Raw genomic sequence first — 15,419 nt, 5'->3', positions numbered from 1 at the left:
CGGAGGACTCCGAGCCCACCGGCGGCCGACGACCCTCGGCCGCCGGTCTGCGCACCTACTTCACCCGCGGGGCCCTGCAGTCCTTCCCACGCCACTACCGGAAGTGGTGCCTCCAGCGCGACCGGCGCCTCACGGAACTGGGCGTGACGGAGGACTGGGCCGTGGACCTGATGCCCTGGTGGACCGGCAACTCCCCGTTCGAGGACGAGTCAATGCTCGTGCATGCCTGGTTGAACGGCTTCCTGGCATCCCTGCCGGCGCACAAGCGCCACATGCTCCGCATGGTCTACGAGGGATACAGCTACGCCGAGATCGGCGAGACGCTTGGCATCACCGCCAAGATGGTCACCGACCGGATCTATCGGCTCCACCGGCGCCTGCGAGAACGCAGGGAACTCCTCCGCAAGCAGCACCGCGACCTCACAGGCCATCACCCGGAGGCCAGCGCGGACGATCGCATGGCCGCAGCCCTTCAGCAGCGCGCCCAGCAGGCACGGCAGACGGGGGCACAGCGATGACCAAGACCGCAGTCCTGGCCGCGCTGTACGACTTCGTCCTCCACGACGTAGTCGGCAATGTCATCGCCGGGCTGGTGCTGCTGGCCGGCACCACCGGATGGCAGCGCATCCGCACTCGGCAGCATGCGTGCCGGACGCCTCCCAGCACGATCGAAGGGGAGGAGCCGCCCAGCTGACCTTCACCAAGTCCAGGGAGCCACCACCGACCGCGTCGGATAACTCACTGCGCTTATCCGACGTGACCACTCGTCCGGCTACCGTTTCGTCATGACCACCGGCTCCCGCCCGCGCTTCTCCGTCCGCACCGGCCTCGCCGCCGCTCCGGATCACGACGGCCCCTTCGAGGACGTGCCCGAGCACCTGCTCGTGCCGCTCCAGAGGTGGGTCAACAGTGCACTCACGTACGAAGGGAGCCAGCAGGACCACAAGGCCCGCCCCATCTGTCTGCGCCTGCGGATATCCCCGTCGCTGAACCGCTACGGCTCGCCGGTGTACGTCAAGCCGCTCACGCAGACCATCGGTGTTCAGCTACTGGACGTGGTGGACGAGGTTCTCCAGACCAAGGCCGCGGCCTCATGGGAGATCAATACCCTCAGCGAAATGCTCGACGACGCCGGGTCGGCCTACCGGGTCAACGAGGCCGAGGACGGGCTGGAGGAGCGGGTCACCCCGGCCGTGCGGGACGCGGTCCGCTATACGATCGCCGACGCGGCGGCCGGGCCCGCCGCCGGATCGGCCGCCGATCACCTCGCCGCCGCCTGGCAGGCGGCCTACGGGCGCAGCCCGGACCCGGTACGCGCGTATAGCGAGGCCATCAAGGCGGTGGAGTGCGCTGCGCACGCCATCATCCAGCCCAACAACGCCAAGGCCACCCTCGGCACGATGCTGGGCGAAATCAAGAACGCCCGGCACAAGTTCACCGCCGCGATCTCCTCCCCAGCCGGCGATCCGATCGCCCCGGCCGAGTCGATGATGCGCGCGCTGTGGGAGGGGCAGACCTCGCGGCACGGCGCCCAGACCGCGACCGTGCCCGAAACTCTGGAAGCCGCCCGAGCCGGCGTCCACCTCGCCGCCGCCCTGGTGCAGTGGTTCGTCTCCGGAGCCATCGTCCGCACACCCTGAGGACGGTTGGCCGCCACCTGCCGATCAACAGATGGGCGGAGAGCTGGCCGCGACGAGCTGCGCCCGTACGATGATCGCCGTGACCAGCCGCCGCACCCTTGGCACCGGCCCCGATGCTTCTCTCCAGGGCATTCGCGTCGTACAGGCCGACTTTTTCGACGCACTGCCCAGCGTCCGCCTCCCAGATCTTGGCGTTTTGCGGACCCGTGGAGTGCTCGGAACCACCCCCGCCCCGCCGCCGAGCCCCCGACGCGCCCTCGGAACGGGCGGCGCAGACCCGGTGCGGGGGGCTTCCAGCTGACCCCGGACGGGAATCCAGGCGGACGTCCGCCTCCAATCCGCCAGCGCGGGTGAGAGATAGGTGGAATGCAGCCGTCCGGAAGGGCGCGACGGCCTGCACGACGCTCCGTGGCGCAGATAACTCGGGGCGCCTTCAATCTTCAGCCGACGAGTTCGACAAGAACGACGTCGACCGCACCAACGGATTTTTCTGCATGCTCTACCTCCACAGCGAGTTCGGCGACCCTCTCTTCTTGAGGACCTCGCCGCTCGACCCGTCACCCGCCTGAGCACGAGGTCGACGTCTCTGCGCTTCTTCAGCTCGATGAGGTTCTGCGCTTCCGGGCGATACGTCGTTGCCGCACTCGCCCCGCCCTGGCGGCTTCGGCCGACTTCGTCAAGCGAGTCGTGACGTCAAGAAGATCGACGCCCTGGGGAAGGAAGTCGATCAGCAACTCCACCAGGTCCCAGCACGTCGCGTCAGTGGGAATCGCTTCGCCGGCCAGGTACCTCTCCACCCTCGAGTTGTAGGACCCGAGCATGAGCCACGGTTCATCTTCTAGGCCGGTGAGCTGCAGAAGCTTGCGCAGCTCAGCGATGAAGCGCTCTTGCTCCCGGGGGACGGTGATGGTTACGCGCTGCGCCTTGGGGCGGTACTCCCGCTCCTGCTCGATGCTGCGAACGATGCCCAGGTGCCGCGTCCGCCACCCCGTCGCGAGCTGGCGGCCTTCATGGTCCCTCGGAAGGCGTTCGATCCATGCCCACGTGGACTCCACATAGGTCTCCTCCAGATCCAGCACTTCATCTGCGGGATTGCCCACCCACCAGCGCAACAGGGCACTGATGGTCTCCGCTGTCGGCAGGCGAGTGCCGGAGAGCGCCGCGTAGAGGGCTGCCCTGGAGGCCGTCGTCTGCTCATGCCCCGCGATCCACCCCACCGAGACCTTGTCTCGGCCCAGCTCACGGAGGTCATACGCGAACCGTTGGAGTGGTCCCTGCTCGGGGTCCGGGATTCGTGGACGTGCTGGCATATGCCACTTTCCTCAGCTCATCCTGTTAGCGATGTCTCGCGACATCTTTTTACAACATTTTAGTGTCAGTGGGGCCCTATAGGCTCTTTGGGAGCGACAAGAGCAGCCGCTGGGAGGACCCGAGTTGACGGGTTTTCGAAGAGGCACCGCGCCAACGGGCTCGCGACGCCACAGCAGTTCGATTGCGGTCCGGCACCAGGAGGTGAGACGACTGCGGCCCCCCGCGCCAACGGGGGGCCGCACAGCAGTCCGATGGGTCTCGCACCCGACCAAGAAGCACGGCCAGCACTTCTCATGATTGGAGAAGAACCATCAGTTCCAACCCCGAGACTACGGGGGAGTCCGACCTGCCGTCGAGCCAGGTGGCTCGGTGGAAGTCGTCGTGGACGGCCCTCCGTACCTTCGTTTCGAAGCACCGCGTCCTCAGCGGACTCCTGGGTGCTGCCGCGTTCGGCCTCACGAGCGGGGTCTTCAAGGTCTTCGGCCAGAGCTTCGGCGAGCAGGCTCTCCTCTGGATCTACCAGCTCTAGCTCACGCTCCGCCGGACCAAGGTCGAATCGAGCGTCGCGATCATTCGCCTCCGTGGCCCTCTCGTTGTACGACGAGAGGGCCTTCGGCGTTCACGCTGTGGTTCCAGGGCAAGATCGACAGGTCTAGGTAGCAAACAAGATCGAGATGATCGGCGACGGACTGGAGGTCGTAACGGCTTCCTCCCGATCGTCGCAGTCTTCGCCACGCGGATCGAGCGACAGTTCGCACACGCAGCACGGCCATGACGACAAGGGCGAGGTCTTCAATGATGCGCACTGCAAGATGGTCATCGTCACGTACGGCGTCATGTTCGTGATGACGTCACCCTGGCTTCGGCAGCTACACCACAATCACGGATATGCCCGACTGGATGCCCTCATGGAGCTCGACCGCCTTCATCTCGATCGTGACGTCCCTCCTCACCCTGATCGTCGGCGGCCGGTACGTCGCACCCCTCCTGGAGGTCCGCAACCGGCGCTTCCAGGCGAAGATGCAAGCCCGTGAGAAGTTCCAGGCGAACATGCTGGACGTCCTGTCGGCGGTCACGCAACTGCTCGCCGTACCCGTCGTCCCAGAAGCCACTGAGACCGTCCGCGCGGCACTCCGGGACGAACGCCTCCGCTGGCAAGCCCAGGTCGACGAAGCAACCAAGTACCTCACCGACCACGCCGTACAGCTCCTCTTCGCTTACCAGGGGCCGAAGCTCCCCGGCCTGGCGGTGCGCTACTCCGGTAACACGCGGGGCGTCTGGATATCGGATCGGCCCGAGGCACAGAAGCTGACCGTCCTACGGGATCTCACCCAGCACTGCCACGCCCTGTTCTTCGACAGCCCCTTGTACGCGCGCCAGCGGGTTCGCTCCTGGGCGGAGCTGGAACGGCTGCTCGAAGAGGTCGAGGCCCCGGGGCCACCCGGTAGCGCGCCTCCTCGTCGTGCCGGTCGGGACTGAGCTCCCGGATCGTCCTGCGGTACGCCTGCTCCTGGCGGACGGCGTCGATGTAGCCGCGGAACTCGGCGGCCTTCCGAGTCGAGGACTGGATGCGGCCGTGCGCGTCGTTGCGGCGGCGCAGATCGCCCGTGTCGATCGCCTGTGCCCGATCCGGCAGGGCGGTGCGCAGCTCCTGCAGCTTGGTGGCGAGGTCCTCGACGGTGGCCGGACGGTAGCCGATGGCCCCGAGCGCCCGGGCGTCCGGGTCCTCGGTCAGCGCGTCCCACGCCTGAGTGCGGGCGTCCGCGGCGGCCCGCTTGGCGCGCATCTCCTCGGCTTCGGCCTCCATGCGCTGCTCCACCAGCTTGTCGGTCGCCTTCTTCACGGCCTTCTTGGTGGTGAAGGTGAGCGCGAGCGTGACGTGGCCGGCCCTGCGGGCGGTCTCCGTCTTGTCGTACTGGCTGCGGAGCTCCTTCGCCTTCTGCGCTGCCTCGGCGGCGGCGTCTGTCTCCTCACGGGCGCGGGTCAGCAGGGCCTCGGCGGCGGTGAGGACGACGTCGGCCCGGGTGGCGAACTCGCGGCCGCGGGTGGTGCCGGCCTCGGCGTCGCGCTCCAGGGCCTCGTGCCGCTGCCGGTACTCCTCGCGGGCCTCGGCGGCCAGAGCCTCAGCCGTTTCGGCCGCCTCCAGGTAGAGGCCCATCCGGGTGCGCAGTTCCTTGTCGGGCAGGTCGCCGTACGGCCGCTTGGCTGCGGACGGGATGGCCCGCAGCTCCTGCACGCGGAGGGCCGCGTCGAGCCGCGCCTGGTGCTCCTCGGACCACTGCGGACCGTCCGCGCCGGTCTCCCCGGTGTCGTACGCGGGCAGCTCGACGTCGTCCTGGCGGCGCTCCTGCTCGGCGCTCGCGAGCTCGGCGCGGCGGGCGGCGTCCTCCCACATCTGCCGCTGCACGAACGTCGACTTCGACCGAGCCGCGCGCACGCTGCGCTCCCGGGCGGCGCTGGCGTTGCGCAGGGCGGCCTCGTGTTCCTCGCGGGCGGTGAGGCGTTCGGTCTGCCGGGGCAGGGCGACCGGCTCGGGGGCGGCGCGCAGTTCGTCGGAGATCATGCCGTCCGGCTTGGACTGTCCGAGGTAGTCGGCGAACGCGAAGATGCTGCGCTGCAGGAGCTCCGTCTCGGTGCGGGCGTCGCCCAGTTCGCGCTGGGTGCGCTCGTCCTCTACGACGTCCAGGGGGAGCCAGAGGTGGTTGGCCTCCTTGCCGCGGGTGATGCCGGGATAGGCCGCGAACGCGTTGCAGCCGTGGCCGTACAGCAGCGAGGTGTGGCAGGTCATGCCCTGGCTGGCGGCGACGGTCATGGCGTAGCCGAGGGAGAGGGCGCCGCCGGCGATGTCCTCTGGGGCCATCCACGCGGAGACTTCCTTGGTGCCGGTGGGGGAGGACGGGTCCTTGGCCCGCCAGGTGATCTGGACGCGGTGGTCGTCGGTGATGGCGGTGACCTTGGCCCGGTAGCCGTTGAGGATGTCGGGCTGGTCGGGGTCGCGACGGGAGCGGTAGTCGTTGACGCGGACGCGGACGACGTCGTTCTCGGCGAGGGTCAGGGTGCGGCCGCCGGGCAGGGCGTAGGTGTGCATGGTGTCGCCCAGCTCGCCGTTCTGGCGGCGCATCTCCTGGGCGCCAGCGTTGAGGAGGTCGACGTCGTCGTTGCGCGCGGCGAGGACGGCGAGGTTGTCCAGCAGGTCGAGTTCGTTCGGCCACTGGTCGCGCAGCTTGTCCCAGGCCATCAGCATTTGGGAGCGGGCTTCGTCGGCGGTGTCCGCCGGGTGCACGCGCTCGGCGGCCGCGAGCATCTGCAAGGCCTTGTGGTGGTCGCCGGTGCGCCAGATGTCGAGCGCGGCCCGCTCGGCGTCGTCGCGCTGGCGGCGGTTCTCGTCGAGGGTCAGGCCGCCGACAAGGCGGTGCACCTCCGCGAACCAGCCGCCGATGCCGACGGCCTGGAGCTGCTTGGGGTCGCCGATCGCGAGGACCTGCGTGCCGGTGCGGGCCGCCTCGGTCAGCAGCTTCGCCGCGGAACGGTCGTCGGTCATCACCGCCTCGTCGACGACCAGGACGTCGATCCCGGTCAGGCCCTCGCCGGACTCGATCCGCTTCAGCCAGGAGGCCACGGTGCGCGAGGGGATGGCGGAGGCGTCCTGCAGTCCCTGCGCGCCGACCGCTGACAGGCACGCGCCCGCGTACGTGGTGCCGGTGGCATCCCAGGCGATCCGGCAGGCGTCCATGAGCGTGGACTTGCCCGCGCCGGCCACACCGATGACGGCGTCGATGCCGTTCCCGGCGGTCAGCAGCCGGGTGACGACCTCGCGCTGCTGCTCGGACAGCTCGAACCCGGCCGCCACGGCGAACACCGACATGGCGGCGTCGGCCTGCTCCGGGGTCAGGCGGACGGTGTTGTCGCCGGCCCGCGTACGGGCCTGGGTGACGGCGACGTCCTCGGCGGCCAGGACGTCGCGGGTGGTGTACCGGTCGGTGCTGGACATCACCGTGGAGCCGAGGTGCCGCAGCGGCACGGCGTATCCCTCGACGCGCAGGACGTCGTCGACCAGGTGCTGCAGCTCGGTGAGTTCTGCACTGCCGAATCCGTACGGCAGCGCGTTGGCGACGGCCGCCATCAGCTCGGCACGGGTGAACGCCTTCTTCGTCGCGGTGACGCCGTGGTCGGGATCGAACACCACGGCGGCGATGTCGCTGGGCGGCGGGATGCGAGGGCCGCCGGGTCCGTCGACAGATGCTCCGCCGTCCGGGCCGGGCGGACCGGGCGCGGCCGCGGCGAGCATCGTGTCCACGTCGATGCCGAGGGCCTCGGCGCGCTCCCGCCAGCTGGCCCGCATCCCGTTCGCGTCCGCCGCGTGCTTGGCGCGGCGCGTCTTCGCGGAGACCCGCATCTTGTTCTCCAGCGAGGCGTCCTCGCCGGCGGTCTCGGTCACCAGGGCGCCGCGTCGGCTGAACGCGTCGCGCAGCTGCTCGGGGATGCCGTCGATCTCCCACGCACGGGTCGTCTCCGCCTGCACGCGGCGTACGCCGAACCGCTCGTACGTGAGCTGACGGACGCGGCCCTTGAAGACCGCGTCGAGCACGGCGGCGTGCCGGTAGAGGTCACGTCCGGAGTTGGCGATCGACCGCCACTTGCCGTCCTCGCAGAGCGCCATGTTGGCGATGACGACGTGCAGGTGCAGGTGCGGGTCTCCGGGCTGTCCGTCGCCCATTGGACGTGCGGCGCGGTGCTCGACGGACCAGCCGAGCAGACCGCCGGTCGCGATCCGCACCGGCTCGCCGTCCTCGCTGCCGACCGCGTAGCCGACCATCTGCTCCGCCATGCGCAGCGTCTCGTCCTTCGCCTGGTGGACGATCTCGCGGTACGTGCGCTCGTCGAGGTCGGGCATCAGGCCGTCGAGCGTGCTGTCGGACTTGGTCAGGTCGAGCACGATGTCCCAGCCGCGCACACGGGAGTCGACGCGCAGATCCTTGTGCTTCCACGCGAACTCGATCGCGTCCTTGCCGTACACCGCGTCGAGGTCGATGCCGGTGGCGCGGGCGAGTTTGCGCACGGTCTCGACGTGCAGCCGCTGCGCCTCGCCCTTCCGGTTGACCATGCGCTGCTGCTGCGCGAGCACCTTCTGCTGCTTCGGTTTTCCCTCCAGCAGCGCGGCGGGTTCGACGCCTTCCTCAGCGGCCTTCGCCTCGATGGCGCGTAGCAGCGGAGCGACGGTCAGCGCCGCCTTCTCGTCGGCACGCACGGACGTCTTGGTGGTGATGAGCCGGGCGCCGGTGGCGGGGTGGCAGCCCTTCATCAGACGGCGGGCCGCGGCCTCGCCGTCCGGGGTCATCACGGTGCCGGCCGTGAGGCCGACGGCGTCCAGGCCGGAGCCGATCCACACCAGGACGCCGTCCGCGTCCGACTCCAGTCGGTAGTCGACCTGGTCGTCCTGCCCGGCCTCGATCTGCTGGCCGGCCCCGTCGACGACGCCGCATCCCGCCTGACGGCTGAGCCGGTAGTCGACCTGCTCGTCGGCGCTGATCTCGGTCACCCACGCCATCCGGCGCCCCTCCCCCGTTCCGCACCTTGTGCGGTTGTGCAGTCGTTCGCCCTACCCGGCCGTGGCCGGGGTTCCCCGGCAGGGGAACCCCCTTTGTCCATGCCTGCTTTTCGATCTTGGCGAACAAGATCGGCAGTCACCACAGACACACGGGCATCGGGGGAGCGTTGACCGTAACTCCGGATCGCCGGTTGACCAAGAAACGGTCCGTCAGAGATACGACGTGCGGGGGACGCACAAAAAGGGCCCCCGGCCGCGCCCCTCGTTGGAGGGGGCGGCCGGGGGCCCGGGGATGTCAGCCTGTGCGCGGGTTATGTCAGCAGGTGTCGGCGGGACCGGCAGCGACCAGGGCGGCCGCAGCGATCCACGCCTTGTGCCATGCCTGGTCCAGCAGGGGCCCGGCGCCCGGGTCCTTCGTGAGCCACTGGCGCTTGCCGATGTGGTGGGCGAAGCGGACCAGGACCGGGGCGTCGTCGCCGGTCTCGCGCCAGTGACCGGCGCACCGGTCGGCTGCATAGTGCGTGACGGCGGAGACGGCGAGGGCAGCGGCCACGCGTCGCCAGGACAGGCGTAGCCCGAGATAGCGGGAGGCGGCCGTCAGGGCGAGGCCCTGTGTCGCGGTGTAGGAGGCGACGTGCCGGACGCAGGCAGCCCGGCCCTCGTGCCCCTGGTGGCCCTTGGCGACCGCATCGGCGTCCCGCTGTACCCAGTAGTCCCCGGCTTCGTGGGAGGCCGTGAGCAGAGCGTAGGCGGCGGTGAACCGGGCGGCTGCGGCGGTGGACGTGGTGCGCATGCGTGCTCCTTCGGTGGATCGGGAAGGCCGGCGGCCTGAAGTGGCGGCCGCCGGGTCGGGCTGGTCACAGGAAGCGGACGCCGGCTGCGTCGGTGTCGGACGGCCGGGGCCGGACGGAGAGCCGCACCGTGCCGTCCTCGAGGGGCTCCAGCGCCACGGCGTGCCAGGAGCCGTCAGGGCCTCCGGTGCTGTCCGGCTCGAACGCGGAGACCGGGATGGTCAGGGAGCCGCCGTGCGCCATGAGGACGGCGACGAGCATGGAGTGCGAGAGGTCTTCGGGCCGGACCGAGCGGCCGTCGAGCGGTCCGCCGGTCACCGGTCGGCCTCCGCCGCGTGCAGCTGCTCGCCGTGCTCCTGGTCCTCGTCGTCGTACGCGTCGTCCGGGTGCGGGGTGGTGTGCCCGCAGTGGTGGCAGACGTCGGCGTCCTCGCGGCTGAACGTGGAGCCGGTGCACACGGGGCAGTCGCCGCGTTCCAGGACGGGGAGGCCGCCGCGGGCGCAGCACGGGCAACGGGAGGTGAGGCCCCCGGCGGTGACGGTCCATCCGGCCCGTACGGCGGCGAACTGTGCGGCGTCGCGCCCGAGCTGGGGGGCGGCGAGGTAGAGGGCGAGGCAGCCGGTTGTGTCGCAGCCGACCGCGCGGTGAAGGGGCATGAGGCGGTTCTCCGTTCGGTGATCAGAGGTTGCGGGTGTGGGCGAGGTCCGCGGCCTGGTCCAGGACGCGGAAGACGACGCGGGGCCCGTGGCGGCCGTCGTTGAAGGCGGGCACGGACTCCTCGTCGGGGAAGTGCCGGCGGATGGCGTCCAGGAGGACGGCGAGTGCGTCGTGCAGCTCGCCGGTGCTGGCGGCCTCGGCGTGTAGCGCGCCGTAGAGGCAGCGGGCGCCGTCCTCGTCGACCGTGGCGCCCTGGCACCAGCCGTCCCGTTCCAGCCGGGCCCGGGCACGTTGCAGGACGGCGGCGACGGGGGTCGGGTAGAGGTCGACGGGCGGCCGGTAGGGCTGGACGTCGGCGGGGACGCGGACGACGTCGGCCAGGTCGACGGGCCCGACGTCGGGGACGCTTACGGCGGTGTTCACGGCGACGGCCAGGGCGGCGACCGTGAGCCGGTTGTCCATGAGGGCGCTCACGGCCGTCAGGCGGTCCTCCAGGGACGCGGGCGGTGCTGGTCTGGTGTCGGCCCGCTCGGGGGCCTGTGCGGCGACGCTGGGGGCGTTCACGGGGTCCTCCGGCGAGGGAGAGCGGGCCGGGCCCCGGCGGCCGCGTACGGCGCGTCAGGGGCCCGGCGAGGGGTGCGGGGTCAGGAGGGGTCGGCCTGGTCGGTGCGAGCCCACACGCCGTGGGCGACGCGGGCGACGAGCCCGGCGTCTTGGAGGGCCTGGAGGGCGTTGTCCACGGACCCGGAGGACGGGCCGCCGTCGGTGCCGGCGCCTACCGCCTTGCGGATCTCGCGGGTGCGGAGCTGCCCGGCGGCCAGGGCCTCCAGCACGAGGACCTGGAGGGTCCGCGCGGTGGCGGGCGGCGCCGGGACCCGGGACGGGCCCGCGTCGGCGGCCTGCGCGGTCCGACGGGGAGCCGCGGGGGCCGGTGCGCCTCCGCCGTCCTCGTCGCCCTCCAGGAGCGCCACGGCGATCGTCAGGGCCTCGTCGTAGGCGCGGCGGAAGACGTCGGCCTCGGGCGGGGTGAAGTCGACCAGGGGCGAGGACTCCATGAGGCCGATCAGGCTCGGGTATGTCCGGTTCTCCTTGACGGCCCGCCAGACCCGGGAGAGGTACGGCTGTCCGGACTGGATGAGCCAGGCCGTCCCGGCGGTGACGGGACCGGTGGGCGCCTCGTCGCCGGACCATGCGGCGTCCAGCTCGGCCGTGCCGGTCACCCCGAAGTACTTCGGGACGGGCGTGATCTCCACGGCACCGGTGGTCATGTCGGACGCCATGGAGCGCGTCATGGAGGAGTTGACCCGCCCGAGCCAGACGGACCCGTTCTTGGCGTTCGCGCGGATCTTCTCGGAGTCCGCGAGGTCGGCGAGGTGGATGGACTGACCGGCGATCCGGACGCCCATGCCGACCTTCCGCCACGTGATCTGTCCGGCCCCGAGCATCCCGGCAACCCACTTGCGGAACGGGGCGGGCAGACCGGAGTCCATGGCCAGCATGCGGTTGATCTCGTCCATGGTCAGGATGGCCAGGCGCCACGGCTTGCCCAGGGTGAAGGACCCCCAGCCGTTCGCGGCGCTGACCTCCTGGCGGTAGGAGGCGACGGCGGAGTACGCGGCGAGGGTGGCGGCCGCCTCCGCCTGCCCGGCGCCGAAGTGGAACACCCGGCCCTCCGCCTCCGGGAGGCTCATGCCGTCCTGCGCGTCGGCGACCACGGAGACGATCCCGTTCGCCCGCTCGGCGGCGATCAGGGTCAGCAGGGTCACGGACTTGCCCGAGCCGGGGGCGCCGACCAGGAGGTCCGTCAGGGCGCCCAGCTCCGGGTCATAGAGCGGCCAGCGGGCGGGCCGGCCATCGTGGCGCATGCCAATGGCGATGCGGCCGTGCCGGTCCATGACCAGGTCGTCCGGGGTGGCCTCGCGGACGGTCAGGAGCGGGTGTTCCCGGTAAAGGGTGACGACGCCGTGCGCCATGCCGTCCGTCTCGATCATCAGCAGCTCCGGGTCCTCCACCCCGAGGGCCCGGGCGAGGGGGAGCCGCGGGAGGGCGAGGAGCTGCGTGTCCGGGGCCTCCACGCGCATCACGATGCGGTCCTCCTCGAGACGGTGGTCGACCAGCTCCACGCCCGGGGCGACGCCCTTCGGGGCGGACACCTTCGCGGCCCACAGGGCGGCGAGCTGGTCGCCGGGCTCCTGGTGCTGCTGGCGGGCCAGGAGTTCGACGGGGGCGACACAGACGGCGATCCGGCCGGGGCCGTGTCCGGGGACCGGGGCGAGCCGCACGGCCTCCTCGGGGACGTCGTAGACGGCGGCGACGGCCCGGCGGTCCAGGCTGCCGGGGACGGCCTCGCCGGGCTGCGCGAGGATCACGGCCTCGAAGTCGGGGCGGTCCAAGTGGTACTGGCGGACGTGGGCCAGGCGCGTGGTGCCGGTGGCCGGAGAGGCTGCCCAGTGCCGGGCGACGTCGCCCTCGTAGCCGTCCTGCTCGGGCTGCTCCTCGTCGGCCGGCGCCTGTGCGGCGACGACGGCCGGGAGGTTGTCGGCGGCCCGGCGCACGCCACGGGAGCGGGTCAGGGGCACGGCGACGGCCGATGCGGTGGCGACGGCGACGGACGCGGCGACCTCCCACCAGACGGTGCCCGGGAAGGCCAGGGCGACGCCGTACGCGGTCGACAGCCCGAGGACCGGAACGGCCTTGTAGCAGGACGTCAGGAGGCGGCCGCCGAAGCCGTCGGCACGGTCGCGGGTGCGGGTCCACAGACGCCACAGGACCCCGGCGCCGGTCCCGAGGGCGGCGGCGTGGAGCTGCCACAGGTCGGTGCTCGGGCCGACGGCGGCCGTCAGGCCGGCGGCCCCGTAGGCGATGCGCTCCACGGTGGCCAGGTGCCGGGCGGCGGTCGGACTCAGCGGCGGCCGGACGTCGGCGGCCGGGGTGGTGGCGGGGGTGACGGTCTCGGCGGTCACGGCGGTGTCCTCCAGGGCACGAGGAGGGGCCCGGCCGTGGTGGCCGGGCCCCGGGGTGGTTGGTGTCGGACGGGCGGTCAGCGGGTGCGGTAGAAACCGGGCTTGGCCTGGCGGACGCCCGAGGCGTTCACGGCCTCGTACACGCCCCGGTATTCGCCCTGGTGGGCGTCGTGGAGGCCCTGCGAGTCGTGCTGTACCTGGTCGGCGGCGCGGGCCAGTTCGGCGGACGCCTCCGCGACCTTGCGCAGCGCCGTCCCGGCCTCGTTGATCTGGCCGGTGAACCGCTGCTCCACCTCGGCAGCGACGCACAGGTCGGCGAGCATGTCGGCGTGGTCGGCGTCGGTCTCCATGCGGCGCTTGAGCGCCCACAGGCCCTCTTTCAGCGCGAGGGCGGATGCGGTGAGCGTCGCCATGCGGGCGGCCAGGCGGGTAAAGCTCGGCTTGCCGGTGGCGGCGGGCAGGTTGGCGGGGCGCGGTACGAGATCGCTCACGGTGATCAGTCCTCGTTGTGGATGCGGGCGGACGGCATGACCAGGCCCGCGTCGGCGGCGGCCTGCTGGACCGGCTTGTACGCGTCGTGCATCTCGTCGTGCGCGAGCTCCACGGACTCCGCCGCGTGCAGCGACTCCGTGCGCATCGCCTCCGCCCGGCGGGCCAGGAGGTCCATGGACTCCCCGAGCCGGTGCATGGCGGCCGACGTCAGGCGGCCGATCACGTTGTGCCGCTCCGCCAGTTCGTCCGCCAGCTCGTGAAGCGAGTCGCGCAGCTTCAGCGCCTTGTCGGCGAGGTCGGCGCACTCGTCGTAGGTGGCGAAGCAGTCCGTCTTGGACTTCTCCAGCGACTTGAGGACGTCGTCCAGGGTGACGTCCGTCAGGTGCTCGGAGGCGGCCCCGCCCGCGCGGGGCGTGGGGATCAGGGGTGCGCTCACGCGCGTCTCCTTCGTGGTCGTGACGGTGGCGGCCGGGGCGGCCGCCGTGGTGGTCGGGGCGGCCCCGGCGGGAAGGCCGGCGCGGGCGGGGGCGATGGCCTCGGGCTCCCAGAGCTTGGCGTGCGCGCCGGGCGGGTCGACCTGCTCCACGGTCCACACGACCTGGGCGTCCCACTCGGCTTCAAAGAGGCTGTCCCAGGGGTTACGGCGGCCGCCGCCGCCCGGGGGCCGCCAGTACTCCCACCCGGCCCCGGGGCCTCCGCTCGGGCCCGTGGTGGACCCGGCGCCCGGACCGGTCGCCGTAGGGCCGCCTGCGGACGTTCCAGGGCCTCCGGTGGTGGTCCCGGTCGTCGGCCCCGGCGTGGATGTTGTGGCGCCTCCTGCGGGCGCTCCCGGGCTGCTCTTGCCGTCCCCGGTCGTCGTCGCGGCCGCCCCCTCGGCGGCCTCGGCGCCGTCACGGGGGACGCGGTGAATGAACGGCGGGTCGGGAGACTCCCGGCGACGGCGCAGACGCTCCTCCGCGCGGCGCCGGGTCTCGTCTCCGAGGGCCTGGCCCAGGGTGACGCGGCCGGTGCCGGCCGACTTGCTGCCGTCCTTGCCGGTGGCGCCGGGTGCCTTGCTGCTGGTGCCCCCCGCGCCCGTGCTCTTGCTGGCGTCGCCGTCTTTCCCGGCCCGCTTGCGCTCCGCCAGGTCGGCTTTCTGCTGGCGGGCGGCTTCCTTTCGTTCGCCCGCCTGCCGGGCGGTACGGCGCTTCGAGCCATCGAGGGCGAGCTGCCCGAGAACGCCCGGGCGCCGACCGCCGCCGCTGCCCGAGCTGGAGCCGGACGACGAGCCCTTGCCCGAGCTGCCGCCGCTTCCGCCGGCCTTTCCTCCGCTGCCCGGTCCGGAACCGCTGGACGATCCCTTATTGGTGCCCGTGCTCCTGGTGGTCGACGAGCCCGAGCCGCCCGCGGGGGAGCCGCTGCCCTTGCGGCCCGGGCCGGTGCCGCCCGAGCCGGACGGCGAGCCCGTACGGCTGCCGGGGCTGCCCGAGGAGGCGAGAGACCGGCCGGGGCCAGTGCGGCCGCCGGACGACGAGCCGCTGCCCGCACGGCCGCTTCCGCCGCCGCTCCGTCCTCCCCCGCCGCTGCCTCCGCCGCCGGACCCGGTGCGGGCCAGGGAGCGGCGGCCGTACTCGTTGCTGGACGGGACGCGGCCGCCGCTTCCGGTGCTCGCGGCGTCCGCCTTCATCTGCGCCTCCTGGAGCTTGAGCCGCGCGGCGCGCAGGGGCGCGGCCTCGGCGGCCGCCTCCATGCGGCGCTGCCTCCAGTCGGTGATGGCGCCGGCCGTTCCCCGCAGGGCGGCGAGCGCGACGGCGAGGACCGCCGCGAGCCCAAGCGTCCCCATGCCGATCTCCTCCCCCTCGTCGCCGCCGTCGTCCAGGCCGTCCGAACGGAACGTCGCCGGGACCGGCGGAGGCGGGGGCGGCGTGGGCAGGCCCGGCGCGGTCGCGGCGGCGAGGGAGTCGGCCGCCGACCGGCGGCCGTTGCTGTCGGGAACGGGATCCGCCCCACTGCTGGGGGGTGGTCCCGGCGGCGGGGC

13 protein-coding genes and 1 pseudogene are annotated in these 15,419 nt (G+C 72.1%); 5 read left to right on the top strand and 9 right to left on the bottom strand.

Going from position 1 to position 15,419, the window contains the following annotated elements; genetic code table 11:
• The 3 genes from ACIQFU_RS37310 to ACIQFU_RS37300 form a co-directional block, all read left to right on the top strand.
• Nucleotides 1–518: RNA polymerase sigma factor (locus ACIQFU_RS37310; protein WP_402557724.1), on the top strand; the 518-nt coding region annotated here is incomplete at its 5' end.
• Nucleotides 515–694, top strand: coding sequence for a hypothetical protein (locus tag ACIQFU_RS37305; protein WP_402557723.1), 180 nt, complete (start codon nucleotides 515–517; stop codon nucleotides 692–694). The genes ACIQFU_RS37310 and ACIQFU_RS37305, both read left to right, overlap by 4 nt.
• A 91-nt stretch (nucleotides 695–785) precedes the next feature.
• Complete coding sequence (locus tag ACIQFU_RS37300; protein ID WP_402557721.1) at nucleotides 786–1,640, top strand: hypothetical protein; 855 nt, start codon at nucleotides 786–788, stop codon at nucleotides 1,638–1,640.
• Nucleotides 1,641–2,236: 596 nt separating this feature from the next.
• Here the strand turns inward: ACIQFU_RS37300 and ACIQFU_RS37295 are convergent.
• The gene (locus ACIQFU_RS37295) at nucleotides 2,237–2,857 is read right to left on the bottom strand and encodes a hypothetical protein (RefSeq protein ID WP_402557719.1); all 621 of its coding nucleotides are present in this window, start codon (nucleotides 2,855–2,857) and stop codon (nucleotides 2,237–2,239) included.
• A gap of 455 nt (nucleotides 2,858–3,312) precedes the next feature.
• On the opposite strand from ACIQFU_RS37295, the gene ACIQFU_RS37290 reads away from it, so the two are divergent.
• On the top strand, nucleotides 3,313–3,480 hold the full coding sequence (locus tag ACIQFU_RS37290) for a hypothetical protein (protein ID WP_402557718.1): 168 nt from the start codon (nucleotides 3,313–3,315) through the stop codon (nucleotides 3,478–3,480).
• Between the two features lie 359 nt (nucleotides 3,481–3,839).
• Nucleotides 3,840–4,430 carry a hypothetical protein gene (locus ACIQFU_RS37285; protein ID WP_402557717.1) on the top strand — a complete coding sequence of 197 codons (591 nt, stop codon included), beginning with the start codon at nucleotides 3,840–3,842 and terminating at the stop codon, nucleotides 4,428–4,430.
• A gap of 1,801 nt (nucleotides 4,431–6,231) precedes the next feature.
• Here ACIQFU_RS37285 and mobF read toward each other — a convergent pair.
• The 8 genes and pseudogenes from mobF to ACIQFU_RS37245 all read right to left on the bottom strand — a co-directional run.
• Nucleotides 6,232–8,499 (bottom strand): annotated as a pseudogene (mobF, locus tag ACIQFU_RS37280) (MobF family relaxase); the annotation flags it as partial.
• A 316-nt stretch (nucleotides 8,500–8,815) separates the two neighbouring features.
• The gene (locus ACIQFU_RS37275) at nucleotides 8,816–9,292 is read right to left on the bottom strand and encodes a hypothetical protein (protein ID WP_402557716.1); all 477 of its coding nucleotides are present in this window, start codon (nucleotides 9,290–9,292) and stop codon (nucleotides 8,816–8,818) included.
• A 64-nt stretch (nucleotides 9,293–9,356) separates the two neighbouring features.
• On the bottom strand, nucleotides 9,357–9,608 hold the full coding sequence (locus tag ACIQFU_RS37270) for a pRL2-19 (protein ID WP_402557714.1): 252 nt from the start codon (nucleotides 9,606–9,608) through the stop codon (nucleotides 9,357–9,359).
• Nucleotides 9,605–9,946 (bottom strand): hypothetical protein, encoded by a 342-nt coding sequence (locus ACIQFU_RS37265; RefSeq protein WP_402557712.1) that lies wholly within the window; start codon nucleotides 9,944–9,946, stop codon nucleotides 9,605–9,607. Before ACIQFU_RS37265 ends, ACIQFU_RS37270 begins: the two co-directional genes overlap by 4 nt.
• Nucleotides 9,947–9,968: 22 nt before the next feature.
• Nucleotides 9,969–10,511: a hypothetical protein gene (locus tag ACIQFU_RS37260; protein ID WP_402557710.1), complete on the bottom strand. Its 543-nt coding sequence runs from the start codon at nucleotides 10,509–10,511 to the stop codon at nucleotides 9,969–9,971.
• 80 nt (nucleotides 10,512–10,591) lie between these two features.
• Entirely contained in the window at nucleotides 10,592–12,910 is a 2,319-nt protein-coding gene (locus tag ACIQFU_RS37255; RefSeq protein ID WP_402557709.1) for a hypothetical protein, read from the bottom strand.
• 77 nt (nucleotides 12,911–12,987) lie between these two features.
• Nucleotides 12,988–13,401, bottom strand: coding sequence for a conjugal transfer protein TraB (locus tag ACIQFU_RS37250; protein WP_402557708.1), 414 nt, complete (start codon nucleotides 13,399–13,401; stop codon nucleotides 12,988–12,990).
• Nucleotides 13,402–13,406: 5 nt separating this feature from the next.
• On the bottom strand, nucleotides 13,407–15,224 hold the full coding sequence (locus ACIQFU_RS37245; protein WP_402557706.1) for a hypothetical protein: 1,818 nt from the start codon (nucleotides 15,222–15,224) through the stop codon (nucleotides 13,407–13,409).
• Between the last annotated feature and the right edge of the window lie 195 nt (nucleotides 15,225–15,419).

Source organism: Streptomyces sp. NPDC093065 (genome assembly GCF_044754585.1).
Classification (GTDB): Bacteria; Actinomycetota; Actinomycetes; order Streptomycetales; family Streptomycetaceae; genus Streptomyces.
The sequence above is the reverse complement of the archived record's forward strand: the minus strand, read 5'-3'. Positions and strand labels throughout refer to the sequence as shown.